19 protein-coding genes are annotated in these 23,021 nt (G+C 61.4%); 17 read left to right on the forward strand and 2 right to left on the reverse strand.

Annotation, left to right across the window (positions count from 1 at the left end; genetic code table 11):
* Positions 1 to 133 precede the first annotated feature (133 nt).
* The 8 genes from ASE60_RS15015 (at position 134) to ASE60_RS15050 (ending at position 9,886) form a co-directional block, all read left to right on the forward strand.
* Positions 134 to 886 carry a protein-L-isoaspartate(D-aspartate) O-methyltransferase gene (locus ASE60_RS15015; RefSeq protein ID WP_057251370.1) on the forward strand — a complete coding sequence of 251 codons (753 nt, stop codon included), beginning with the start codon at positions 134 to 136 and terminating at the stop codon, positions 884 to 886.
* Positions 883 to 3,327, forward strand: a complete 2,445-nt coding sequence (locus tag ASE60_RS15020; protein ID WP_057251371.1) for a class I SAM-dependent methyltransferase — start codon at positions 883 to 885, stop codon at positions 3,325 to 3,327. The genes ASE60_RS15015 and ASE60_RS15020 overlap by 4 nt, the downstream gene beginning before the upstream one ends.
* 199 nt (positions 3,328 to 3,526) lie before the next feature.
* The gene (locus ASE60_RS15025) at positions 3,527 to 3,814 is read left to right on the forward strand and encodes a hypothetical protein (protein WP_057251372.1); all 288 of its coding nucleotides are present in this window, start codon (positions 3,527 to 3,529) and stop codon (positions 3,812 to 3,814) included.
* A gap of 96 nt (positions 3,815 to 3,910) precedes the next feature.
* Positions 3,911 to 4,564, forward strand: coding sequence for an ABC transporter ATP-binding protein (locus ASE60_RS15030; RefSeq protein ID WP_057251395.1), 654 nt, complete (start codon positions 3,911 to 3,913; stop codon positions 4,562 to 4,564).
* On the forward strand, positions 4,561 to 6,972 hold the full coding sequence (locus ASE60_RS15035; protein ID WP_057251373.1) for an ABC transporter permease: 2,412 nt from the start codon (positions 4,561 to 4,563) through the stop codon (positions 6,970 to 6,972). The genes ASE60_RS15030 and ASE60_RS15035 overlap by 4 nt, the downstream gene beginning before the upstream one ends.
* A complete protein-coding gene (locus ASE60_RS15040; protein ID WP_057251374.1) occupies positions 6,962 to 8,035 on the forward strand; it encodes a lipocalin-like domain-containing protein in 1,074 nt (357 codons plus the stop codon). The genes ASE60_RS15035 and ASE60_RS15040 overlap by 11 nt, the downstream gene beginning before the upstream one ends.
* 269 nt (positions 8,036 to 8,304) lie before the next feature.
* On the forward strand, positions 8,305 to 8,808 hold the full coding sequence (locus tag ASE60_RS15045) for a VOC family protein (protein WP_244495624.1): 504 nt from the start codon (positions 8,305 to 8,307) through the stop codon (positions 8,806 to 8,808).
* Positions 8,809 to 8,899: 91 nt separating this feature from the next.
* Positions 8,900 to 9,886 carry a zinc-binding dehydrogenase gene (locus tag ASE60_RS15050; RefSeq protein ID WP_057251376.1) on the forward strand — a complete coding sequence of 329 codons (987 nt, stop codon included), beginning with the start codon at positions 8,900 to 8,902 and terminating at the stop codon, positions 9,884 to 9,886.
* 63 nt (positions 9,887 to 9,949) lie between these two features.
* Here ASE60_RS15050 and ASE60_RS15055 read toward each other — a convergent pair whose 3' ends face one another.
* On the reverse strand, positions 9,950 to 10,609 hold the full coding sequence (locus ASE60_RS15055; protein WP_057251377.1) for a TetR family transcriptional regulator: 660 nt from the start codon (positions 10,607 to 10,609) through the stop codon (positions 9,950 to 9,952).
* A 273-nt stretch (positions 10,610 to 10,882) separates the two neighbouring features.
* Here ASE60_RS15055 and ASE60_RS15060 point away from each other — a divergent pair, with 273 nt between their 5' ends.
* The 7 genes from ASE60_RS15060 (at position 10,883) to ASE60_RS15090 (ending at position 19,655) form a co-directional block, all read left to right on the forward strand.
* The gene (locus ASE60_RS15060; RefSeq protein ID WP_057251378.1) at positions 10,883 to 11,992 is read left to right on the forward strand and encodes a sugar ABC transporter substrate-binding protein; all 1,110 of its coding nucleotides are present in this window, start codon (positions 10,883 to 10,885) and stop codon (positions 11,990 to 11,992) included.
* Positions 11,993 to 12,068: 76 nt separating this feature from the next.
* A complete protein-coding gene (locus tag ASE60_RS15065) occupies positions 12,069 to 13,034 on the forward strand; it encodes an ABC transporter permease (protein ID WP_057251396.1) in 966 nt (321 codons plus the stop codon).
* 8 nt (positions 13,035 to 13,042) lie between these two features.
* Positions 13,043 to 14,548 (forward strand): sugar ABC transporter ATP-binding protein, encoded by a 1,506-nt coding sequence (locus tag ASE60_RS15070; RefSeq protein WP_057251379.1) that lies wholly within the window; start codon positions 13,043 to 13,045, stop codon positions 14,546 to 14,548.
* Between the two features lie 7 nt (positions 14,549 to 14,555).
* Positions 14,556 to 15,497, forward strand: a complete 942-nt coding sequence (locus ASE60_RS15075) for an ABC transporter permease (RefSeq protein WP_057251380.1) — start codon at positions 14,556 to 14,558, stop codon at positions 15,495 to 15,497.
* A gap of 9 nt (positions 15,498 to 15,506) precedes the next feature.
* The gene (locus ASE60_RS15080; protein WP_057251381.1) at positions 15,507 to 16,541 is read left to right on the forward strand and encodes an alcohol dehydrogenase catalytic domain-containing protein; all 1,035 of its coding nucleotides are present in this window, start codon (positions 15,507 to 15,509) and stop codon (positions 16,539 to 16,541) included.
* A 22-nt stretch (positions 16,542 to 16,563) separates the two neighbouring features.
* On the forward strand, positions 16,564 to 18,060 hold the full coding sequence (locus tag ASE60_RS15085; protein ID WP_057251382.1) for an aldehyde dehydrogenase family protein: 1,497 nt from the start codon (positions 16,564 to 16,566) through the stop codon (positions 18,058 to 18,060).
* Positions 18,060 to 19,655 carry a GMC family oxidoreductase N-terminal domain-containing protein gene (locus tag ASE60_RS15090; protein ID WP_057251397.1) on the forward strand — a complete coding sequence of 532 codons (1,596 nt, stop codon included), beginning with the start codon at positions 18,060 to 18,062 and terminating at the stop codon, positions 19,653 to 19,655. Before ASE60_RS15085 ends, ASE60_RS15090 begins: the two co-directional genes overlap by 1 nt.
* A gap of 52 nt (positions 19,656 to 19,707) precedes the next feature.
* On the opposite strand, the gene ASE60_RS15095 is transcribed toward ASE60_RS15090, so the two are convergent.
* Positions 19,708 to 20,526, reverse strand: coding sequence for an aldo/keto reductase (locus ASE60_RS15095; RefSeq protein ID WP_057251383.1), 819 nt, complete (start codon positions 20,524 to 20,526; stop codon positions 19,708 to 19,710).
* A 134-nt stretch (positions 20,527 to 20,660) separates the two neighbouring features.
* Between ASE60_RS15095 and ASE60_RS15100 the strand changes: the two genes are divergently transcribed.
* Together ASE60_RS15100 and ASE60_RS15105 are read left to right on the forward strand one after the other, a co-directional pair.
* The gene (locus ASE60_RS15100) at positions 20,661 to 22,232 is read left to right on the forward strand and encodes an acyl CoA:acetate/3-ketoacid CoA transferase (RefSeq protein ID WP_057251384.1); all 1,572 of its coding nucleotides are present in this window, start codon (positions 20,661 to 20,663) and stop codon (positions 22,230 to 22,232) included.
* The gene (locus ASE60_RS15105; RefSeq protein WP_057251385.1) at positions 22,229 to 23,002 is read left to right on the forward strand and encodes an enoyl-CoA hydratase/isomerase family protein; all 774 of its coding nucleotides are present in this window, start codon (positions 22,229 to 22,231) and stop codon (positions 23,000 to 23,002) included. The genes ASE60_RS15100 and ASE60_RS15105 overlap by 4 nt, the downstream gene beginning before the upstream one ends.
* Positions 23,003 to 23,021 lie beyond the last annotated feature (19 nt).

Below are 23,021 nucleotides of genomic sequence, written 5' to 3' on the forward strand. Positions count from 1 at the left end.
GAGGCCCATGTAGTGCGAAAGCTTCGCGAACACTGCCCTCAGCGTCCTGTGTGACATAAAGCGGGCGTTCAATGGTCAACAAATTGCCCCGCTGCCGCCACTATACTCCGGCGATATAACCGGGAGAGAGTTCATGCGTCCTCTAGCCCAGTGCCAAGCGTTAATGGCGGTGGTTCTCGCAAGTGCGGCCGCCGTGGTTTCGACATCCGCGCCCGCTCAGGATCGACTCGGCGAGCGTGCGGCGATGATCGAGACGATCAAATTTCACGCCCGTTCGGCGCCGTCAGCGGTCGAGGGCCAGGGCGTCGATCCGGCTGTGCTGGAGGCGATGGGAAGGGTGCCGCGCCACCTTTTTGTGCCCGAGGTGCAACGTGGCGCGGCCTATCAAGATCGGCCATTGCCGATCGGATACGGACAGACCATCTCGCAACCCTTCATCGTCGCGCTGATGACGGACCTGATCAACGTTGGGCCTGGCGACGCTGTCCTTGAGATCGGCACTGGCTCGGGTTATCAAGCAGCCGTCTTGTCGCCGCTCGCAGCGAAGGTTTACTCGATTGAGATCATACCGGAGCTGGGCGAAAGGGCGGCCGCCCGATTGGCGGAGCTCCGCTTCGACAATGTCGAGGTGAGGGTGGGCGACGGCTACTATGGTTGGCCTGCGCTCGCGCCTTTCGACGGTATCGTGGTGACTGCCGCTGCAAGTCACATCCCGCCACCGCTGGTCGAGCAACTCGCCAAGGGCGGCCGGATGGTCGTCCCCGTTGGAGGCCCCTTCGCGACCCAGTTTCTCATGCTGGTCGAGAAGCGACGGGACGGAAGCATCACGACCCGGCAGCTGCTGCCGGTGGCCTTTGTGCCGCTGAGGGGAGGTAGAGCCCAATGAGAGCGGGGCGCCTGCTGCCGGTTGGTCTCATATCGGCGGCAACCCTTGCTCACGAAGTGCTGCTGATGCGGCTCTTTTCGATCATTCAGTGGCATCAATTTGCCTATATGATCATAAGCATAGCACTCCTGGGCTTCGGCGCGAGCGGTACGTTCGTTGCATTGGCCCGCCGCCCTCTGGTGAAACGGTACCCGGCCGCCTTCACAGCGTCGGCAGCGCTGTTCGGCATCACTGCGGTTGCCAGCTTCGCCGGTGCCGAACGCCTGCCGTTCAACGCGCTCGAGGTCGTCTGGAATCCGGGCCAGCTTGGTTGGCTCGCGGCTAGCTATGCTCTCCTGGTCCTGCCGTTCTTTTTTGGTGCCACCTGTATCGGCCTTGCCTTCAGCCGCCATCCCGGCCAGATCGGACGCGTCTATGCCTTCGACCTGGTCGGCGCTGGGGTCGGTGCACTGGGCATCGTCGGACTCCTGTTCCTGGTCTTTCCCGCTGCGGCACTGCGCTTCGTCGCGGCGTTGGGATTTGCGGCGGCTGCCCTTGCCGCGACGGGCATGGCTCGCCATCGGCGGCTCGCCGCGGGCAGCCTCGGGCTTGCAGCCGCGGTCATCGCGGTGTGGCTGCCACCGTCCTTTACGGCCACCGGCCCGCACATGTCGCAATACAAGGGCCTAAGCATGGCTCTCGACGTCCCCAACGCGCGGGTGGTCGAGGAGCGATCAAGCCCGCTCGGACTACTGACAGTCGTGGAGAGCCCGAGCGTCCCATTCCGGCACGCGCCGGGCCTCAGCCTCGCCAACACCCAAGAGCCCCCCACGCAACTCGCCGTCTTCAGCGATGGCGATAGTGTTACAGCGATGACTGCCTATAGCGGCGATCCGGCGACGGTCGCTTATCTCGACCGGACAACGGCGGCGCTCCCGTACCGCATTCTTGCACGGCCGCGAGTGCTGGTCCTCGGTGCTGGTGGCGGCGAGCAGGTGCTGCTGGCGCTGCGCTCCGGAGCCGAACTCGTGGACGCTGTAGAGGTCAACTCGCAGATGATCGACCTGGCTCGCAATCGCTTCGCGAACTTCGTCGGCGGCATCTTCAGCCGACCGAACGTGCATCTGCATCTAGCCGAGGCGCGCGCCTTCGCTGCGACCGCTGGCGAGCGTTACGACCTGATCCAGATGCCGCTCCTTGACTCCTTCAGCGCGGCCGCGGCCGGCGTGCAAAGCATGCACGAGAATTACACCTACACCGTGGAGGCACTGCGGGATTACCTGGCGGTACTGAAACCAGATGGCGTCGTCGCCATCACGCGATGGCTGCGGGTGCCGCCGCGCGACATCCTTAAGCTGTTCGCCACGGCTACCGAAGCGCTTGAAGCGGACGGCGTGGCCCAGCCTGGCCGGCACCTGGCGCTGATCCGGAGCTGGAATACCGCAACCCTGCTCGTCGCCACGTCGCCGTTCACTGGTGAGGACGTCGCAGCCATCGGCGGCTTCGCGGACGAGAATTTCTTCGACATCTCCTGGGCGCCGGGCATCTCCGCGAGCGACGTGAACCGCTACAATCAACTCGACCGCGAATATCTCTACGAGGGAGCCCTCGCTCTCCTTGGCCCTGAACGAGCCGACTTCACGGAGCGCTACAAGTTCGATATTGCGCCGGCCACGGACAATCGACCATATTTCTTCGACTTTTTCCGCTGGCGTGCGCTGCCCGAGCTCCTGACGCTACGCACCCAAGGTGGGGCAGCGATGCTCGACTGGGGCTACCTGATCCTGGTGACGACGCTCGTCCAGGCCGTGATCCTCAGTGCCGTCTTGATCCTGCTGCCGCTCTGGCTTCGCCGGCGCGCACTCGGGAGAGCCATACCCCGGCTGCGCTTCGGGCTCTATTTCCTTGCCTTGGGCCTGGCCTTCCTCTTCATCGAGATCGCCTTCATCCAGCGCTTCGTGCTGTTCCTCGGCCATCCGCTCTACGCCGTCGCTGTCGTGCTTGCGGGTTTCCTCGCCTTCGCAGGTCTCGGTAGCGCCTTGGCTGCACGCTGGGTGGCGGCGGTCGGATGCGGATCCGCGGTGCGCGGCATCACCCTCGCTGTCGTGGTAATCGCATTCCTGGCTGGGACCTACCTGCTCGCGCTGCCTTCGATATTCGAACGGCTGCTGGCACTCCCGGATGCCGCGAAGATCGCAATCGCGCTCCTCCTCATAGCACCGCTCGCTGTCTTCATGGGTATGCCGTTCCCCCTAGGCCTCGGCCACGTCGGCGCGCGCTCGGAGGAATTTCTTCCCTGGGCGTGGGGGATCAATGGCTGTGCGTCGGTGCTAAGCGCGATCCTCGCCGCACTGCTTGCAATGCATATCGGGTTCACTGGCGTCGTGACGATGGCCGTGATCCTCTATCTTGCCGCGCCGGCCTTACTCGCCGGGTCGCGGGATCACGTCGCAACACGTTAATCCAGATCGAACTGTTCGCGAGATAGGCGAAACGGGCAATCCTGCAATTGATGTCGGCACCCGTGCAAACAGGGGGAGGGCGTCCCAAGCAGCCGTGCGGCGTCCCATACATGCGGCGAGGGGCGCCGTGCCCCTTTCTTCTCGTCCACCCTCAGCTATTTATCCAAGAACAATCCTGCTCCGACTGGCAGGAGGCGCGGTGCGCCGCCTTTCGGCCGAGAAGAACAGCGAGCGCGTCATGCGAGTTCAGGTCGAAACCTTTGTGGACGAAGGTGGGGTCGAAAAGATCCGCCGATTTTACCTCAACGGCCGGAAGGTCGAAGTGGTCGAAAACCTCGATCAGTGGCATGGGGCCGACTACCGATACCTCAAGGTCAGGGGCAGCGAGGGTGACGTTTACATTTTGTATCTGGACGTACTCCGAACGCAGTGGGCGCTGACGATATATCAACGCTCGCAATCACCGGGCTCGCGCGTCGCCATGTGACGTTCGACGTCAGTATTCGCATCTTCTCACTGCAGGCCTTTCCAAGCGGCTGTGGAGAGTTAAATATGTTCCATCGTCCTAATTTTGGCCGCTACGGTGATCGCTCTCCGCAATCTTAGGAAATCCTATGAGACTGCCGAAGGGCGGCTTGAAGTGCTGAGAGGGGTCAATCTCGATCTCGGCGCGGGAGACAGAGTTGCCCTGATGGGGGAGTCCGGTAGCGGAAAGAGCACGCTCCTGCATCTCGTAGCCGGCCTCGACCGAACGGACTCAGGCGAGATCACGATCGGGGGGCGAGACATTTCCAAGCTGAACGACCGGGAACGCGCTGCCTACAGACGGACAAAAGTCGGTCTCGTATTTCAGCAGTTCAATCTTGTCCCGTCACTAGACGTGGCCGCGAACATCGCTTTCCACGCCAAGCTCGCGGGACGCCACGACAGAGAGTGGGAAAATGAACTCGTGGAGCGCCTCGGAATCGGGACGTTGCTGACCAGGTATCCCGAACAACTTTCCATCGGACAGCAGCAGCGGGTGGCGATCGGACGAACCCTTGCCGCGCGTCCCGGCTTAGTTCTGGCGGATGAGCCCACAGGAAACCTGGACGAGGCCAACGGAGACGCTGTCCTGGAACTGATGCTCTCGCTATCGAAGGGAAGCGGATCGACACTTCTCCTGGTGACACACTCGCAAAGACTGGCGGACAGGCTCGACCGGCAGGTGCATTTGCGGTTCGGGAAGATCGAATGAAGATGTGGACCGCAGCCACGGCACTTCTGTCCCACTGGCGACGACGACCGCTGCAGCTCGGCGCTCTCTTGTCCGGCCTGGCGCTGGCGACGGCCCTGTGGTGCGGAGTGCAGGCGATCAACGCAGAAGCTCGCGCCAGCTATACCCGCGCCGCGGTTGTGCTCGACCAGAACGGATTGGCGAACCTCGTTTCTCCAAACGGCAGCTCGATTCCTCAGTCCGCCTTCGTGCGGCTCAGGCGGGCGGGCTGGAACGTGTCACCAGTTTTGGAGGGAGACTATCGGTTCGGAGTCATCCGGTTAAGGGTGATCGGCATCGAGCCACTGACGATGCCCGCGGAGACTAACACCGTCGACCTGGGAAATGCCGGGGACTTGCTTTCCTTCATCACGCCTCCTGGCATGCTGTTTGTCTCTCCCAGAACAGCGGAAAAAATGCGAGGACAGACGGACCTCGCACTGCGTGTTTCGGATCGGATGCTGGACGGCGCCGCCTTCATCGACATTGGCTTGGCCCAGAAGCTGTTAAGAAGAGAGGGCGAACTCAGTCGGATTGTGATTGCCGAAAACCAACGTTCCGGTCTGGAGCCGCTTGAAAAGCTTGTTCCAACGCTCTCAGTTCGCGAGCCGAATGCAGAAACCGACGTCGAGCATCTTACCGAGAGCTTCCATCTCAATTTGACCGCCTTCGGGTTTCTCGCCTTCGCGGTGGGGCTGTTCATCGTGTACGCGACGATCGGTCTCGCCTTCGAGCAACGGCGGCCGACCTTCAGAACGCTTCGCTGCCTTGGAGTTTCGTTAAGTGCGCTTGCGGTTCTGCTGCTCGCCGAACTTGTCCTTTTCGCCCTTGCCGCCGGGGCGGTCGGCGTCGCGATAGGATATCTGGTCGCGTCGCTGCTGCTGCCCGGAGTGGCCGCAACCCTCGAAGGACTCTACGGAGCCAGCGTGCCTGGCACGCTTTCCCTGCGTCCGGAGTGGTGGGTTTCTGGTTTTGCCATCGCGGTGGCCGGCACATTGGTGTCGTCGGCACAGAGCCTGTTGCGCTTGAGGAGGGTGCCTTTGCTCGCGGCGGCCCAACCCCAGACCTGGGGACGATCGTGGCAAGCGGGGCGGCGGTTTCAGGTGCTAGCCGCAGCGGCTTTGCTAGCCCTCTCGGGAGCTCTTCTTCTGTGGGCTGAAGGACTTGAGGCGGGCTTTGGCGTTCTTGGCTGTCTTCTGCTCGGGGCGTCGCTACTTCTTCCCACCGTACTTTCTGGATTCTTTACCGTGATGCAGCGGGCGTCTTCGCGCGCGCTCGTCACGTGGTTCTGGGCCGACGCGCGGCAGCAACTCCCCGGACTTTCGCTTGCGCTCATGGCATTGCTTCTTGCGCTGGCGGCAAACGTCGGCGTCGGAACCATGGTCTCGAGCTTCCGTCTCACGTTCGTCGGCTGGCTCGACCAGCGTCTCGCCGCCGAGCTTTACGTCGCTGCCCGGAACGAGGGCGAGGCAGACAGGCTCAGGACATGGCTCGCAACGAAGGTGGAATCGGTGTTGCCGATCTTGAGCGTAGACGCCGAGATCCGGGGGCAGCCGATGCAGATCTTCGGTGTCGCTGACGATCCGACCTACAGGATGCACTGGCCCCTGATCGTTGGCATGCCGGACGTTTGGGATCAGGTGGCGTCCAGTCAAGGGGTGCTGGTCAACGAACAGTTCTGGAGGCGGGACCGGCTCCGCATCGGCGATCAGCTGGATCTGCCGGGTGACTGGAAGCCGGCGGTTGTCGGGGTCTATTCGGATTACGGAAACCCAAAGGGCCAGGTCATCGCCGGAATAAACGCTCTGACCTCTCGTTACCCGCAGGTCTCGCGCCTGCGCTACGGTCTGCGGATCCAGCCTGATCAGGTTGCGGACCTACGATCGAGGCTCACGGACGAATTCGGACTACCAGCCGACAACGTCGTCGATCAAGCGGCATTAAAGGAACAGTCACGGCGGATCTTCGATCGCACATTCCTGGTTACTGGCGCGTTGAACATATTCACGCTCGGGGTTGCAGCACTGGCGATGTTCTCAAGCCTCCTCACGCTGTCGGAAATGCGCCTCCCCCAGCTTGCGCCTGTGTGGGCCACGGGGGTCACGAGACGTGATCTCGCTCTTCTTGAGGTTCTAAGGGCGCTCGTGCTCTGGCTGGCGACATTTATTGCCGCTTTGCCCCTCGGCCTGGCGTTGGCGTGGGTGCTTCTCGCGGTGGTGAACGTCGAAGCCTTCGGCTGGCGTCTGCCCATGTATTTCTTTCCTTACGAGTGGCTTCGCCTCGGTCTAGTCGCGCTCGGCGCTGCTGTCGTTTCCGTATTCATCCCGCTTCGCCGGCTGGCGCGAGTCACGCCATCGGAACTTCTGAAGGTATTCGCCAATGAGCGTTAGATCGATTGCGATCGCTTTTGCGGTGACGACCATGGCCAGCTTGTCCGGGAGCCAAGCGGCCTCCGAGGGTTTTGGTGGCCTTGGCTCGACGGTCGAAGGGTTTTCGGTGCCGCAGCCTGGCCTGCTGTTCCGTTTCCCCGCCGACCACGGCCCACATCCGGACTTCCGGATAGAGTGGTGGTATCTAACGGCCAATCTTGAAGCCCCCGACGGAACTCAATACGGGGCGCAGTGGACCCTTTTCCGCTCAGCGCTTGCTCCGGGTGAGACCAACGCGTGGTCGAGCCCACAGCTCTGGATGGGTCACGCAGCCGTCACCACTTCAGAAGACCACTTCGTCGCAGAACGTATTTCACGCGGGGGAGTGGGGCAGGCTGGTGTTGTCGCGGCGCCGTTCTCGGCCTGGATCGATGACTGGCAGATGGAGGGACATGCCGCCCCGGGAGCGGATCAACTGGCCGATCTCAGCCTGACTGCGACGGCCGAGGAATTCGGCTATGAACTCCGCCTATCGGCTACCGGCCCGCTGGTGCCGCAGGGCATTAACGGCTATTCGGTGAAATCAGCGAAGGGACAGGCCAGCTACTACTATTCGCAACCGTTCTATGCGGTGGTCGGCTCGCTTTCGCTACCGAGCGGGAATGTAGAGGTGACGGGGAAGGCTTGGCTTGACCGCGAGTGGTCGTCACAGCCGCTCGCGGAGGACCAGACCGGTTGGGATTGGTTCTCGCTGCATCTCGATACAGGGGAGAAGCTCATGGGCTTCCGCCTCAGAGATGAAGGGGAGGGATATACCTCCGCCACCTGGATCACTGCCGACGGGCGACCGGACCCTTTACCCGCGACAGCTCTCAAGATCGTTCCCGTGCGAACCGCCAAAGTCGCAGGGCGTCAAATTCCTGTTTCCTGGAACGTCCAGATTCCCAGTCGCGGCTTTGACGTCACGACCCAGCCTCTGAACGACCATGCGTGGATGTCAACGTCCATCCCGTACTGGGAAGGCCCGATCGCCTTCGAGGGCAGTGTCAGTGGCAGGGGTTACCTGGAGATGACCGGGTACTAGCCCAAACCAAGCGTAGCGGGAAGGTGATTGGGGGCAGCTTCTATCGCACCTGCCTGATGGTTGCGTGACCATGGCCTAAGAACCACGCTTTGCGATCGTGTCGTGCTGGCGGAGAGTTTTGAGACCGCCCGGAGTGGTAAGTCCCCGTCACGGGCCGGGTTTCGCCAACGTCCGGTCCGCCATCTCTTGACTTGATAATAACTAACTAGTTACATAATTGATAATCGGCATTCATCGCGAGTTGGGAGGTTCGAGTGAAGATATACGGGATGCAGCATGTGGGTTTCACCGTGCCTGACCTTGACGAGGCGGTCGGCTTTTTCGTGACAATCTTCGGTGCGGTAACATGTCTCGAAACCGGCAGAGTGGAGGCTGACGATGCGTTCATGCTTCGACGCCTGGGTGTTCCTGAGGGCAGACGGATAGAAAACATCAAGGTTCTGAGAATCGGGAACGGCACGAACCTCGAGATATTCCAGTATTCCGGAGAGACAGGCGATCCGGAGCCGCTGAAACGCAACAGCCAGCCCGGCGGATTTCACATGGCCTTCGAGGTCGATGATTGCGAGCGCACAGCAGAGCGGTTGCGCGCCGCCGGCGTTGAGGTGCTGGAAGGTCCCACCCTTGTCGAGAGCGGTGCGATGGCCGGACTCACGTGGCTTTATCTGAAGGCTCCCTGGGGACAATTCCTGGAGATCGTCAGCATGCCCGGGCCACTCGGATACGAAAGCGCCGGCGGTCCACGGCAGTGGTCGCCCGTCAGCGGCAGCTGAATTCCCACTCGTAGATCGCGGCATCTGGTCCCGTGGTCATCTCAAAGCAAATACACGCAACCACTGGCCCAAGGGGCCGGAAAGGAGAGCCGTGCCTCAAGAAATCCTGATAAGCTCAAAGCAGACCTTTGAGCTTGGCGACTACGAAGACGGTCCACTTGAGCCCGGACAGATCCGTGGACGAACGCTCTGCACCTTGATCAGTCAGGGCACGGAGCTTGGCTGGGCCAATGGCGACGTCTTCCCCATCCGGCCCGGTTATGCGGCCGTGTTTGAGGTGACCGGGGTCGCACAGGGTGTCGTCGGCGTCAGCGTCGGCGACCGGCGTTTCGCGATGGGGCAGCACCGCAGCACGCAGACCCATAATGTGCAGTATACCCTGGCGTTGCCGGATGGATTGTCTCCGGATCGCGCGGTGCTTGCCCGCTTGATGGGCGTATCGATGACGAGCCTGATGACAACGAAGGCCCGCCCCGGGGACCGTGTCGTGATTTCGGGGGCCGGTCCGGTTGGCTTCCTCGCTGCGCATCTCTTCAGGATCGGTGGATATCGGGTCACCGTGGTCGATCCGGATCCGGTAAGGCGCACCCAGATCATGCGAAGCGGAATCGCGGATTGCCGGGCGTCGGTCGGTGACGCATCGGAACTGGTCGGAAATGTCTCCCTCGTCGTTGATTGCTCAGGCCACGAGGGCGCGATCATCGACGCCTGCCGTGTCGTTCACAAACTCGGCGAGGTCGTCATGGTCGGTGTTCCCTGGAAGCGGGCAACGGAGATTTCGGCACATGAACTCATGCAGGCGGTCTTCTTCAACCTGGTGACGTTGCGTTCCGGCTGGGAATGGGAAGTTCCATTGCATGGTCGCGACTTCGTTTGGGAGGAACTCCTCGAAGGATACAACAATGCGCCGCACAGCATCTTCGGCGGCTTTTCGCGTGCGCTCGACTGGCTGTCCGAGGGATTGATCGACAGTGAAGGCTTGATACGCCATGTGAGGCCAGACGATCCCGCGTCGCTCTATTCGGAGATCTCGCGACGGGAAATCGAAGAGCCCTTTATCGTTATCGATTGGACGTAAGTCGTTCGCGAGGGGCTGACGCATCGCCCTACAGTCGTCGATACTGATGCCTAGCGCGATGCGCTAGGCACACACCAGACGCATGATGGTATCGACGTTGAACTGCAGTCGCTCGTCGATCGCTTCCTTGGCCATGAGGTCGCGTTCGAAAATGATCGATCCGGTGAAGCGGTTGGTCAGGTAGTAGTAGCCGATTGCCGCTATGGTTATGTTCAACTGTACCGGGTCGATGCCGGGTCGAAACACACCTTTAGAGGCGCCCCGCTCGAGAATGTCGCCGACCATATTGACGAACTTGCGACTGGCGACCTTGATGACCTCGGATTTCTTCAGGTGCTTGGCGCGGTGAAGGTTCTCGCTGTTGACCAGCGTAATGAACTCCGGGTTCTTCAAGTAGTATTCCCAGGTGAACTGGACGAGCTTGGCAAGCGCTGCCTTCGGCTCCAGGTCGTCGAGCTTGAGTTTTTGTTCTGCCGTGCGGATGTCGATATAGGCATCTTCAAGAACGGTCTGGAACAGGCGCTCCTTGCTCTCGAAATAGTGGTAAATCATCCGCTTGTTGGCATTGGCCTTCTCGGCGATCACGTCGACCCGTGCGCCACCTAAGCCATTCTTCGAAAACTCTTTTTTTGCCGCTTCCAGAATGCGAGCCTTCGTTGCCTCGGCGTCTCTGGTGCGTGGCTTTCGGGCTGGTTTCTCCGTGTCTTCGTTCGTGATGCTCAAAGCCCTTCCTCCATCGCCCTCGCGCCTGCTGCGCTTGAAGTCATACACGCCGGAAAGCTGATCCGTCAAAGCGGTTCGTCGGATCGGTCGGCGCGTGCACCTATTAAAAGCACTTGACTCGGGGTTTTGTAAAGAAGTAACTAGTTAGTGCGTTAAGTGGGATTGACGAGGCCGGAGGAGGCCAGGGCGACAAGCGTTCGCCGCCACCTGCGAGCCTGCATTTTCAACCCGTGTGGGACGGGGAACGCTCACCGAGGATATGGGAGGATTGGCATGTCGACCTTTATTAAGGATTTTATCGAACGCGAGACGGTAAGCCGTCGCAACTTCTTGTTTGCCGCCGCCGCCGGCGTCGGCGCCATGGCAGTGCCGATGGCGTTCGGCCGTGGCACGGCACAGGCTGCGCTCACGGATCCGGCGATTGCGTGGAGCTATCGCGACAGGGCGTCTGCCTATTGGAATTCGGTCGTCTCGGGCGGTGAGGCCTTCGTAGAATCCCTCGGCAAGCCGAAAAGCGCGCTCGTCAGTCTGATCAACGAGGGGTCGACCGAGAAATCGCTCTCAGACATCAAGGCGTTTCTCGCCAAGAACAACGGCAATTGCGCGATCGCCTGCGATGCCAACGACAGCCCCAATGCAAGACCCGTCGTCGAGGCGGCTCAGGCCGCCGGCGCCTATATTTCGACGATCTGGAACAAGACCGACGACCTGCATCCCTGGGATTTCGGCGACAACTACGTCTCCCACATGACCTGGTCGGACGAAAAGCCGGCCGAGCAGACGGCGCGCATTCTATTTGAAGCCATGGGCGGCGAAGGCGGCGTGGTTCATCTCGGCGGCATCGCCGCCAACAACCCTGCGGTCGAACGCCTGAACGGCCTCAAGAATGCGCTCAAGGATTTCCCGAACATTGAATTGCTCGATGCGCAGCCGGCCGACTGGGATACACAGAAGGGTGCAGCCCTCATGGCATCGTTCCTGACCCGCTACGGCGACAAGATCAAGGGCGTCCACTGCGCCAACGACAACATCGCCTATGGCGTCATCGAGGCGTTGCGCGCCGAAGGCATCGAGGACATGCCGATCGTTTCCTACGACGGCAATCCGGAAGCAGTGCAGATGGTGCTGGACGGAAAACTGTTGGCGACCGTTTTCACCAACCCACACTGGGGTGGCGGCATCAGTGCAGCACTCGCCTATCATGCGGCAATTGGCAGCTTCAAGCCGTCCGAGGAGCCCAAGGAACACCGCGAGTTCTACGGTCCGACGATCCTGGTCACCGCCAAGGACGCTGCCGAGTTCAAGGCCAAATACCTCGACTCAGTCCCGACCTACGACTGGAAGGATTTCTGGGGCCCGTCGAACGGGCAGATCCAGTACTGACCTTCGACCGGTAAGGCGGCAGCCTGGAGGCTGCCGCTTCCTCCCCTTGTGACCTTCAAAAAGAGGGGTGTCTGACGTGACACGTCGCCTATCGCGCGAAACCTTGATTAAATGGGCGCCGCTCCTGGTGCTGATTGCGCTCGTGATCTTTTTTACCGCGCTCAACCCTACATTCTTTTCCCAGCGGAATTTCGCCCGCATCGCGATTGCGGCGGCCCCGGCGCTCATGGTCGCCGTCGGCGTTACCTTCATCATCGTCATGGGATCGATCGACCTTTCCATGGAAGGAACGGTCTCCCTGACGGCCGTGGCCTTTGCATTCATCTTTGCCTACCTCGGCGGCTCGCTCGCCCCTTCCGGTTGGGTCGCCATTCCGCTGGTACTCCTTCTCGGCGGCCTCATTGGACTGCTCAACGGACTGGTCCATGTGAAGCTCAAGATACCGTCTTTCATGGCAAGCCTTGCCATGGGCTTCGTCGGCACGGGCGCTGCGATCCTTTTGACTGGTGGCGACATCGTGAAGGTAAGCGATGCAACGTTCCGCGGGCTCTTGACCGTGCGCTGGCTCGGCTTCCCGCTGATGGTCTATATCGCCGCCTTCTTCCTCCTCGTCGCCTGGTTCATTCAGACCCATACGACGTTGGGCCGTAACTTCTATGCCGTCGGCGGCGGCGAGGATCTCGCTCACGCATCCGGTCTCAATGTCACCCGTGTCCGGGTCACGGGCTTCGCGCTTGCCGGCATCTTTTATGCGATTGCCGCGATCCTCGTGGTGGCCCGTATCGGTCAGGCGGAATCGGTGACCGGCGCGAATTTCATGTTCGTCTCGATCACGTCGGTCGTCGTCGGTGGTGTGGCCCTCTGGGGCGGCATCGGCGGTGTCTGGAATGCACTCGTCGGGGTGCTCATCGTTAACGTCATCGACAACGGGATGGTCGTCATTGGGCTGCCCGACTTCATTCAGGACGGCATGCTCGGCCTGCTCGTCATTCTTGCCGTCGTGCTTTCGACCGATCGCAAGATGCTTTCCTTCGTCAAGTGAGGCACGCCATGTACGAGCTCAAGGCCGTCGACAAGAAATTCCCGGGCGTACATGCGTTGAAGGCGATCGATTTCCACATCAAGCGCGGCGAAATCGTCGGGCTTGTGGGGGAAAACGGCGCCGGCAAATCCACCTTGATGAAGGTCATCTACGGTGCCTACCAGCCGGATGGCGGGCGTGTGCTGATCAATGGAACGCCCGTTCGCTTCGCCAATCCGCGCCAGGCGATGGAGAAGGGGATCGGGATGGTGTTCCAGGAACAGTCCCTGATCCCGAACCTGACTGTCATGGAAAACATCTTTCTCGGCTACGAGCGGCAGTTCACCCGCTTCGGTGTCGTCGACTGGAAGGCCATGGCGAAAGCGGCGAAGGCGCAGCTTGCCAAGGTGAAACTCGATATCGACCCGGCAATGGTGACGTCGAAGCTTTCTTTTGCGCAACGCCAACTCGTCGAACTTGCCAAGGTGCTGACGCTGGAGGAGCGGGTGGAAGGTGACCTCGTCATCCTGCTCGACGAGCCGACTTCGGTCCTGTCGAAGGAAGAGGTGGAGCTGCTTTTCAAGCTCGTGCGGGAACTGGTGGCGCGAGCTTCCTTCATCTTCGTTTCGCACCGCATGGACGAGGTGATGGAGCTATCCGACCGGATCTACGTGATGAAAGACGGCGAGGTCGTGGATGTCGTTGATCGTGGCGCCGCCCCAGCCGAGGCCATCCAGCACAAGATGGTCGGCCGCAATGTCGACAAGCAATATTACCGTGAGCATCTGCAAAAGCCGTTCGACGCTTCGAAGGTGCTCGCCGAGTTGGACGGTGTCGGCCTTCCCGGCCGCATCCAGGATATCTCGCTCAAGCTGCACGCCGGCGAAGTGCTCTGCCTGGTCGGAACGGAAGGTTCCGGTCGCGAGGCAATCCTCAGGACGATCTACGGCATGCTGACGCCGACCACGGGTCGTCTCAGCATCAAGGGCGAGGACGCGACCGATCTTTCTCCGCGACAGTCGGTCGCCCGCGGCGTCGGCTATGTTCCCCGCGAGCGCAAGATCGAGGGCATCGTCGCCGGGATGAACGTCTACGAAAACATGACCCTTTCGCAGATGAAGAGCCGCTCGAAGGGTGGCGTGCTGCGCGTCGGGGAGGAGCGGGCGCTTGCCCGCGAATGGATCAAGAAACTGTCGATCAAGGCGCATTCCGAATTAGCGGATTGCGGCAATCTTTCAGGTGGCAACCAGCAGAAGGTGGTTCTGGCCAAGTGGCGATCGGCCGGCTCCGACATCATGCTTCTCGACCATCCGACGCGCGGCCTGGACATTGGCGCCAAGGAGGATGTCTACGACATGATCCGCGCCATGAATGCGGCCGGCGTCGGTATCGTGCTGGTCGCCGATACGCTGGAAGAGGCGATTGGCCTCTCGCACACCATCATCGTCGTCAAGGACGGGCGCATTCAGAAGCAGTTTGCCTGCGAGCCGGGTTCCAAGCCCACGCCCTATGACCTTCTGCATTACATGATCTGAGGGACCAATGGATATTCAGCGCCTCAAACCGCACCTTCCCTGGATAACGCTCCTGGTGCTCGTCGCAATCGTCGGCATCACGGATCCCGGTTTCCTTCGACCAACAAACCTGCTTGGGATCGCCGGCGATATCGTGCCGCTTTTCATCATGGCGCTCGGGCTCACCTTCGCCATCTATATTGGTGGCATCGATCTGTCGGCCCAGTCGATGGCGAACATGGTGACCGTAATCGCCTCCATCTACCTCGCCTCGCTCGGTGCCTGGGTTGCCGTGCTTTGTATTGCTGCAGGATTTCTGCTTGGCATGCTGTCCGGATTCGTGACGACACGGCTTTACGTGCCGTCGTTCATCTCCACGCTTGCCGTGGGAGGCGTTGCCTTCTCGGTCGCGCAATGGCTTTCCGGTCAGCGCGCACTCAACATGGATGCCGTCCAGCGCAACGAAACCTTCGGCTGGATGATCGGTCATACCTGGGGCGTTCCCAATGAGCTCCTGATTGCCGCTGGGCTTGTGGCTCTCTGCCTCTTCATCGAGCGGCGCACGACGCTCGGCCGCGTTCTGAAGGCGGTCGGTGCTGGCGAACTTGCCGCCGCCGCGTCCGGTCTCGACGTCGCGCGCTACAAGATTCTCGCCTTCGCCATCTCCGGTGCGCTTGCTTCGATCGCCGGCCTACTCTTCGCCGTAAAGCTCTCCGGCGGCGCGCCAACGATCGCCAATGGGTTCCTGCTGCCGGCAATCGTTGCCGTGCTGGTCGGCGGTACGCCTTTGACGGGCGGTGTCGGCGGCGTGATGAACACCGTCGTCGGCACCCTCATCGTTGCGGTCATTCGTGCTTCGATGCTCTATTTCGAGATCGACGCGACCCGCCAGCAGATCGTCTTCGGCATCGTATTGATCGTCGCTATTGCACTGACGATCGACCGCGCCAAACTGCGCACCGTGAAGTAGGGGGCAGTCATGACGACCATGCGCGCCGCCGTTCTGACCGCCCCGAGACGTTTCGAGGTCCGAGAGGTCGCCATGCCGATCATCGGGCCGGACGATGTGCTCGTCCGGGTGGCACGCACCGGCATATGCGGCACCGATATTCACATCTTCAACGGCCACTACGCTGCCGATCGGCTTCCGCTGGTTCCCGGCCACGAGTTCTGCGGCACGATTGCCGAGCGTGGTGCTAACGTTCGCCATCTTACGGTCGGAACGCGGGTGGTGGTCGATATCAACATCGGTTGCGGCAGCTGCTTTTGGTGCCGTCGCAACGAGGTTCTCAACTGCGCCGAGGTCACGCAGGTGGGTATCGGCCGGGATGGCGCCTTTGCCGAATATGTCGCCGTACCTGCAAGACTGGCGATCCCGGTTGAGGCTGACATCGCCGATGCTGTGCTTGCGCTCACGGAGCCGGTCGCCTGTGTCGTTCGCGCGGCGCGCAAGGCGCAAGCAACATTCGGCCAGTCGGTGCTCATCTTCGGTGCAGGACCGATTGGAAACCTGCACGTGCAGATGATGCGGCTCGTTGGCGCAGCGCCCATCATTGTTGCTGATCTTTCGCCAGAACGTTGCCGGATGGCGGCCGAGGCTGGGGCCGATGCGGCCGTCTCGGATCCCGCCGAACTGAAGGCAGTGGTTCACAAGATGACCGGCGGACGCGGGGCGGATCTGGTAATCGAAAGTGTGGGCAGTCGAAAGCTCTACGAACAGGCGTTCGATCTCATGCGCCGCGGCGGCCATGTCGCCTTTTTCGGCATCACGCCACCCGGAGAGACCGTTGCCCTCGACAGTCTGCGGACCGTGTTGGAAGAAGGCAGCCTCAAAGGCTCTGTTGCCGGCATGGGTGAGGACATGCACGACGCGCTCACGCTTCTGTCGCATGGCCGGTTCCGAACGCAGGATTTCACAAAGGCAAGTTATCCGCTGGAGGCCATCCAGGAGGCCTTCGAAACGATCGCCGAGCGGCCGCAACACCTGAAGACCCAGATCGCCATCGCGGCGTAAACTATCGAAGTGGAGGTACCAGATGGACCAGACGAACACATTTCTTGCTCCCCCGACCGCAGCGCGCAGCTTCGGCTTCTTCGTCGACGGGCAGTGGAAGGAAGGAACCGACCACTTCGAGCGCACGTCGCCGGGCCATGGCACGCCGGTGACCCGCACCGTTCGTTGCACGGTCGATGATCTAAACGCCGCCGTCGCCGCGGCGCGCCACGCTTTCGAAGACCGCCGCTGGTCCGGTCTTTCCGGTGCCGCGCGCGCCGGCGTGCTCTTGCGCGTCGCCGAAATCCTGCGACGTCGCAGGGACGAGATCGCTTACTGGGAGACGCTCGAAAACGGTAAGCCGATCTCGCAGGCACGCGGTGAGATTGACCATTGCATAGCCTGCTTCGAGGTCGGCGCCGGTGCTGCGCGCCTTCTGCACGGCGACAGCTTCAATTCGCTCGGTGACGATCTGTTCGGCATGGTCCTGCGCGAGCCGATCGGTGTCATCGGCCTGATCACGCCGTGGAATTTCCCGTTCCTGATCCTGTGCGAGCGTGTGCCTTTCATCCTGGCTTCCGGTTGCACGATGGTGGTGAAGCCATCCGAAGTCACCTCTGTGACCACGCTGCTTTTGGCCGAGGTACTGGCTGAAGCCGGCCTGCCTGCCGGCGTCTACAATGTCGTCACCGGTTCGGGCCGCTCGATCGGTCAGGCGCTTGCCGAACATCCCGATGTCGACATGCTCTCCTTCACGGGATCGACGGCTGTGGGCCGCTCCTGCGTCCACGCAGCTGCCGACAGCAACTTCAAGAAGCTTGGCCTCGAACTCGGTGGCAAGAACCCCATCATCGTCTTTGCCGATTCCGATCTCGAGGACGCGGCTGACGGCGCTGCCTTCGGCATCAGCTTCAATACCGGGCAGTGCTGCGTCTCGTCGTCGCGCCTGATCGTCGAGCGTTCGGTCGCTGCACAGTTCGAGAAACTGCTGGTCGAGAAGATGGCAAAGATTCGCGTCGGCGACCCACTTGATGATGGCACCCAGGTCGGCGCCATCACCACCGACGCCCAGAATGCCACGATCCTAGACTATATCGCCAAGGGCAAGGCTGCGGGCGCCAAGCTCCTCACCGGCGGCGAGCCGATCGACCTTGGCCGTGGCCAATATATCGCGCCGACACTCTTTTCCGGCGTTTCCCGCGACATGGCGATCGCGCGAGACGAGATTTTCGGTCCGGTTCTGTGCTCAATGCATTTCGATACGGTGGAGGAGGCCATTCAGCTCGCAAACGATACGGTCTACGGTCTTGCGGCGAGCGTGTGGACAAAGAACATCGACAAGGCGCTGACAGTGACGCGGAAGGTGCGTGCAGGCCGATTCTGGGTCAACACGATCATGGCGGGGGGCCCCGAAATGCCGCTCGGCGGTTTCAAGCAGTCCGGCTGGGGCCGCGAGGCCGGCATGTACGGGGTGGAGGAATACACGCAGGTGAAGTCCGTTCACGTCGAGATCGGCAAGCGTTCGCATTGGATCGCATGATGTCGAAAGGCTATGACTATGTGATCGTCGGCGGTGGCTCCGCCGGTTGCGTACTGGCGGCGCGGCTTTCCGAAAATCCGTCGGCGCGCGTCTGCCTCATCGAGGCGGGCGGGCGCGACAGCCACCCGCTGATCCACATGCCCGTCGGCTTTGCCAAGATGACCGCCGGCCCGTTGACCTGGGGGCTGAAGACGGCGCCCCAGAAGCACGCCAACAACCGCGAAATCCTCTACGCTCAGGCAAAAGTGCTTGGTGGCGGCTCGTCGATCAATGCCGAGGTATTTACGCGCGGGCATCCAGGTGATTACGACCGTTGGGTCGAAGAGGGTGCCGAAGGATGGGGCTTCAAGGACATCCAGAAGTATTTCCTGCGTTCCGAGGGCAATTCGATCCTCTCGGGTAAATGGCACGGAACGGATGGTCCGCTCGGGGTATCGAACATTCCCGACCCGCAGCGCATGACGCGTGCCTTCGTGCAAAGCTGCCAGGAACGCGGCATACCCTACAACCCGGATTTCAATGGCCCGGTTCAGGAAGGTTCCGGCGTCTACCAGACCACGACGCGGGACAATCGCCGCTGCTCTGCGGCGGTCGGCTACCTGCGACCGGCTCTAAAGCGCAAGAACCTCACGGTCATCACCGGAGCGCTCGTGCTTCGCGTCGTCTTCGAAGGACGACGTGCCGTCGGCGTCGACTATCAGGTCGATGGCAAGCGGGTGACTGCACGGGCGGATAGTGAGGTTCTGCTGACTTCGGGCGCAATCGGCACGCCGAAGCTGATGATGCTTTCAGGTGTCGGCCCGGCCGAAACGCTTCGCAGACATGGTATCGACATCATCCAGGACCTGGCCGGCGTTGGCGAGAACCTGCAGGATCATTTCGGTGTCGACATCGTTGCGGAGCTGAAGGACCACGACAGTCTCGACAAGTACAACAAGCTGCATTGGTCGATCTGGGCGGGCCTTCAATATACCCTGTTCAAGTCCGGTCCCATCACCTCCAACGTGGTGGAGGGCGGGGCATTCTGGTACGGTGACAAGAGTAGCCCCTATCCGGATCTGCAGTTCCATTTCCTTGCAGGTGCAGGCGCGGAAGCCGGTGTGCCCAGCGTGCCCAAGGGTTCTTCAGGCATCACGCTCAACTCCTACACGCTGCGTCCCAAGTCTCGTGGGACTGTGACCCTGCGTTCGGCGGATCCGCGTGATCTTCCGATCATCGATCCGAACTTCCTTGCCCACTCCGAAGACGTGAAGGTCTCGGTTGAAGGGGTGAAGATCAGCCAGGAGATTTTCGCCCAGCCGTCGCTTCAGAAATACATCAAGGTGACGCACTTCCCGAGCCGCGATGTCCGTACGGAAGCGGATTACGTCGCCTATGCCCGCCAATACGGCCGCACGTCCTATCATCCGACCTGCACCTGCAAGATGGGGCGCGACGAGATGTCGGTGGTCGATCCGCAGTTGCGCGTGCATAGCCTCGATGGCATTCGCATCTGCGACAGTTCCACCATGCCGAGCCTGGTGGGCTCCAACACCAATGCGGCGACGATCATGATCGGCGAAAAAGCCGCGGACATGATCCGCGGCAATGCCTGATAGTCGTTGATCGACAACGAGAAAGGGCGGCTCTGGAGCCGCCCTTCTTACGTCAGTCCCATTCCGGAACCCAGGGCAGTTGCCCTGGCTTGATGATGCGGTAGCCGGTGGCCGTCGTCGCGTCGATCCTGCTCATGTCGATCGACGAGAGGGTGAAATCCATGATCTCGAAGTTCGCGCGGATGTTTTCCGGTTTCGTGGACATGGTGTTGAGCGGCACGCCTTTCTGGAGAATCCAGCGTAGCGCCACCTGTGCCGCGGACTTGCCGTAGGTCTCGCCGATGTCGGCGAAAAGGCGGTGCTTGAAGATCTCGCCACGTGCAATCGATGCGTAGGAAGAGATCGGGATGCCTGTTTCCGCGGCAGCCGCGAGCAATTTTTCCTGGTTGAGAAGCGGGTGGAATTCCACCTGGTTGGTCACAAGCGGAACATCGACGATGGACCGCGCCTCTCGCATCATGGCCGCCGTGTAATTTGACACGCCGATCGACGTCGCCAGCCCTTTCGCGAACGCGGATCGAAGCAAACGAAGGGAGGGCGCGATCTCTCCGTTCGCCGGCGGCCAGTGCAACAGAAGAATGTCGACGCAATCGATCTTGAGCGCTTCAAGGCTCGCCTCGACCGAAGAGACGAACTTCTCTTCCGTGTAATTGTCGGGATGCACTTTGGTGGTGATACAAAGCTCGTGACGGGGAACACCACATTCGGCCAGCGCCTCGCCTGTGTCGGCCTCGTTGGCATACATCTGCGCCGTGTCGAATGCCCGATAGCCGACGTCGATTGCGGCGTCGATTGCGCTTCGAAGTTCGCTCCCCTTCAGCGGATAGGTGCCGAAGCCGCGCTGAAAGGTCTTCTGGAAGTAGATGTTCATGCCTCCCCCTTGTTTGGTGATGAGCCGGCGTCATTTGCCGGCGGCCCGAAAATCGCGCTTACCGGCTTGTCTTGTCCGTAATTAACATATAACTAGTTAGTTACTTCAGGCAATGAAAAACGGAGGGTCAGGCGATGAAGAAGGTGAAGAGCGCGCAGGAGGCGGTCCGGCTCATCAAGGATGGCTCGGTCGTCGCCGTGAACTCTTCCTCGGGTCTGTGCTGCCCCGATGCCGTGTTGAAGGCGCTCGGCGAACGCTTCGATAGCGAGGGCCATCCGCGCGGGCTTACCTCCATTCATCCGATCGCCGCTGGCGACTTCTTCGGCACCCGCGGCGTCGATCACATCGCCAAGCCTGGGATGCTGGTGAAGATCATCGGCGGTTCCTATCCCTCGGGGCCGAGCAATGCCGAGCCGCCGCTCATCTGGCAGATGATCCTGAAGGAGGAACTCGCCGCCTTTAACGTGCCCTCCGGCATCGTCTTCGACATGCTGCGCGAAGGGGCTGCCAAGCGTCCAGGCGTGTTGACGAAAGTCGGCATGGAGACCTTCGTGGATCCTGAGCAGGACGGCTGTGCCATGAACGCCCGGGCGCGCGCCGAGCCCATCGTCAAGCGCGTGTCATTTGAGGGCGAGGACTGGCTGCATTTCCCGGCCATCCGCCCCGATGTGGCGATCATCCGGGCAACGACCGCCGACGAGAAGGGCAACCTGACCTTTGAACAGGAGGGCGCGACGCTCGGGGCGATGGAAATGGCGCTCGCCGCCCGCAATTCCGGCGGCCTGGTGATCGCGCAGGTCAAACGAGTAGCGGCAAGCGGGACGTTGCGTCCCCACGACGTGCGGGTTCCCGGCATTCTCGTAGACATCATCGTCGAGGCGCCGGATCAGTTGCAAACGACTGCGACGCCTTATGATCCGGCTATTTCGGGCGAGCTTTTCCGACCCCTTGAAACCTTCCGTATGCCGACGCTTGACGTCGGCAAGGTCATCGCTCGCCGGGTGGCGCAGGAGCTTCAGGATGGCTGGGCGGTTAACATCGGCTTCGGCATTTCGGCGAACGTGCCGCGCATCCTGATCGAGGAAGGAAATCACGGCAAGGTCACCTGGGTGATCGAACAGGGGGCCGTTGGGGGTGTTCCATTGCTCGACTTCAAGTTCGGCTGTGCTTCCAACGCCGAGGCCTTCGTCGCCTCGCCGCACCAGTTCTGTTATTTCCAGGCGGGTGGCTTCGACTGCTCGCTCTTGTCCTTCCTCGAAATCGATGCCGATGGTTCGGTCAACGTCAGCCGTCTTGCGGCCACCCCGCACCGCACGGCCGGTGCCGGCGGCTTCGTCGACATCACGTCTCGTGCGAAGAAGATCGTTTTCTCCGGCAACTTCAATGCCGGTGCGAAGATGCGTGTCGAGGATGGCCGTTTGGTCATCGACAAGGAAGGCCGTATCGCCAAGTTCGTGCCGAAGGTGGACCAGGTGAGTTTCTCCGGCAAGCGCGCTCGGGCCCAAGGGCAGGAGATCAGCTACGTTACGGAACGTTGTGTCATCCGCCTCGACAGCGAAGGGCTGATTGTCACCGAGGTCGCCCCGGGTCTCGACCTTCAACGGGATGTCCTTGACCAAGCCGCTACGCCCCTTCGCGTTTCCAATGCGCTCAAGAGGATGGACAGCGCGTTGTTTCGCCCCGAAGCCATGGGCCTCGTGCTGTGAGCGATCCGCGGATTGAACTCGTCGTTCATGACCGCGTCGCGCGGCTGACGCTCCGTCGCCTGGAAAAGCTGAACGCGATCGACGCCGACATGGTGGAAGCGCTTATGCAGGCGTGTCGCACCATCGAACGTTCGGATGCACGCGTTGCCATCCTCTCTGGCGAAGGCGAGAGATCCTTCTGCGCCGGTGGCGACATCGACGCGTGGAGCAGTCTCGACCCAGATGTGTTCTCTCGCCGTTGGCTGCGTGACGGCCACGACGCCTTCGATGCATTGGCGCGCCTTTCCGTGCCGCTGATCGCCGTGCTGAACGGCCACGCGCTCGGCGGTGGACTGGAGCTCGCAGCCTGCGCCGATCTGCGCATCGCGGAGGCCCATGTGAAGATCGGCCAACCGGAGCCGGGCCTCGGTATCATCCCCGGTTGGTCAGGCACGCAGCGCTCTTCCCGGCGGTTCGGTGCGCAGCTGGTGCGACGCATGGCGCTCTTCGGCGAAGTCTACGGCGCCGAGGAGGCACTGGCGCTTGGGCTCGTCGACAAGGTCGTGACAAGGGGCGAGGGGCTTGCTGCGGCTGATGCCGCCGCCGCGCGCGTGCTGCAACGTTCACCCCGTGCGACGGAACTCACCAAGATGTTGATCAATGCTGCGGAAGGTGAGGAAAGTGAACGCGTGGTCGAAGCGCTTGCGGGTGCTGTGGCAGCGGCTTCGAGCGACTTGACGGAGGGCCTGGCGGCCTATCGCCAGAAGCGTTCGCCCCAGTTTGACAGATAGACCTGTGCCGTTCGCCAGC

Origin of the sequence: Ensifer sp. Root278 (assembly GCF_001429285.1) — a bacterium.
Classification (GTDB): Bacteria; Pseudomonadota; Alphaproteobacteria; order Rhizobiales; family Rhizobiaceae; genus Ensifer.

What these genes read in the sequence shown, in the direction of transcription:
- ASE60_RS15015 (WP_057251370.1), top strand. Translation starts at nt 134, where the DNA reads ATGCGTCCTCTAGCCCAGTGCCAAGCGTTAATGGCGGTGGTTCTCGCA.
- ASE60_RS15020 (WP_057251371.1), top strand. Translation starts at nt 883, where the DNA reads ATGAGAGCGGGGCGCCTGCTGCCGGTTGGTCTCATATCGGCGGCAACC.
- ASE60_RS15035 (WP_057251373.1), top strand. Translation starts at nt 4,561, where the DNA reads ATGAAGATGTGGACCGCAGCCACGGCACTTCTGTCCCACTGGCGACGA.
- ASE60_RS15040 (WP_057251374.1), top strand. Translation starts at nt 6,962, where the DNA reads ATGAGCGTTAGATCGATTGCGATCGCTTTTGCGGTGACGACCATGGCC.
- ASE60_RS15045 (WP_244495624.1), top strand. Translation starts at nt 8,305, where the DNA reads ATGCAGCATGTGGGTTTCACCGTGCCTGACCTTGACGAGGCGGTCGGC.
- ASE60_RS15060 (WP_057251378.1), top strand. Translation starts at nt 10,883, where the DNA reads ATGTCGACCTTTATTAAGGATTTTATCGAACGCGAGACGGTAAGCCGT.
- ASE60_RS15070 (WP_057251379.1), top strand. Translation starts at nt 13,043, where the DNA reads ATGTACGAGCTCAAGGCCGTCGACAAGAAATTCCCGGGCGTACATGCG.
- ASE60_RS15075 (WP_057251380.1), top strand. Translation starts at nt 14,556, where the DNA reads ATGGATATTCAGCGCCTCAAACCGCACCTTCCCTGGATAACGCTCCTG.
- ASE60_RS15080 (WP_057251381.1), top strand. Translation starts at nt 15,507, where the DNA reads ATGACGACCATGCGCGCCGCCGTTCTGACCGCCCCGAGACGTTTCGAG.
- ASE60_RS15085 (WP_057251382.1), top strand. Translation starts at nt 16,564, where the DNA reads ATGGACCAGACGAACACATTTCTTGCTCCCCCGACCGCAGCGCGCAGC.
- ASE60_RS15090 (WP_057251397.1), top strand. Translation starts at nt 18,060, where the DNA reads ATGTCGAAAGGCTATGACTATGTGATCGTCGGCGGTGGCTCCGCCGGT.
- ASE60_RS15095 (WP_057251383.1), bottom strand. Translation starts at nt 20,526, where the DNA reads ATGAACATCTACTTCCAGAAGACCTTTCAGCGCGGCTTCGGCACCTAT.
- ASE60_RS15100 (WP_057251384.1), top strand. Translation starts at nt 20,661, where the DNA reads ATGAAGAAGGTGAAGAGCGCGCAGGAGGCGGTCCGGCTCATCAAGGAT.